General features: G+C 70.0%; 1 protein-coding gene. It reads right to left on the bottom strand.

The genetic code is table 11. The features are described 5' to 3' along the window. Positions 1-430: AMP-binding protein (locus tag MOV75_RS41965; RefSeq protein ID WP_247008762.1), on the bottom strand; the 430-nt coding region annotated here is incomplete at both ends.

The following is a 430-nucleotide window of genomic DNA, read 5'->3' as shown; positions in this document are numbered from 1 at the left end:
GCCACGCGCACACCCTCCTGCGCCAGCAACCGCGCCTCGATCTCGCCAAGCTCGATGCGGAAGCCGCGGATCTTCACCTGGTTGTCGGCACGGCCGACATAGTCGAGCACGCCGTCGGATCGCCACCGCGCCACGTCACCGGTGCGATACAGCCGCGCGCCCGGTGAACCGAACGGATCCGGAATGAAGCGCTCCGCGGTCAGACCGCCGCGCCGCCAATAACCGCGGGCCAGCCCGCTACCGCCGATATAGAGCTCGCCGGCAACGCCGACCGGCGCCAGGTTGAGATCGCCATCGAGTATGTGCAGCGTGGTGTTGCCGATCGGCCCGCCCAGCAGCGGACGATCGTCCGCTGCATCGAGCCGGTGGCGCGCCGACCACACCGTGGTCTCGGTCGGGCCGTACAGGTTCCAGACCTCGCCGGCCTGGG

The sequence above is a fragment of the Bradyrhizobium sp. PRIMUS42 genome (genome assembly GCF_023006515.1).
In the GTDB taxonomy this organism is placed as follows: domain Bacteria; phylum Pseudomonadota; class Alphaproteobacteria; order Rhizobiales; family Xanthobacteraceae; genus Bradyrhizobium.
The sequence above is the reverse complement of the archived record's forward strand: the minus strand, read 5'-3'. Positions and strand labels throughout refer to the sequence as shown.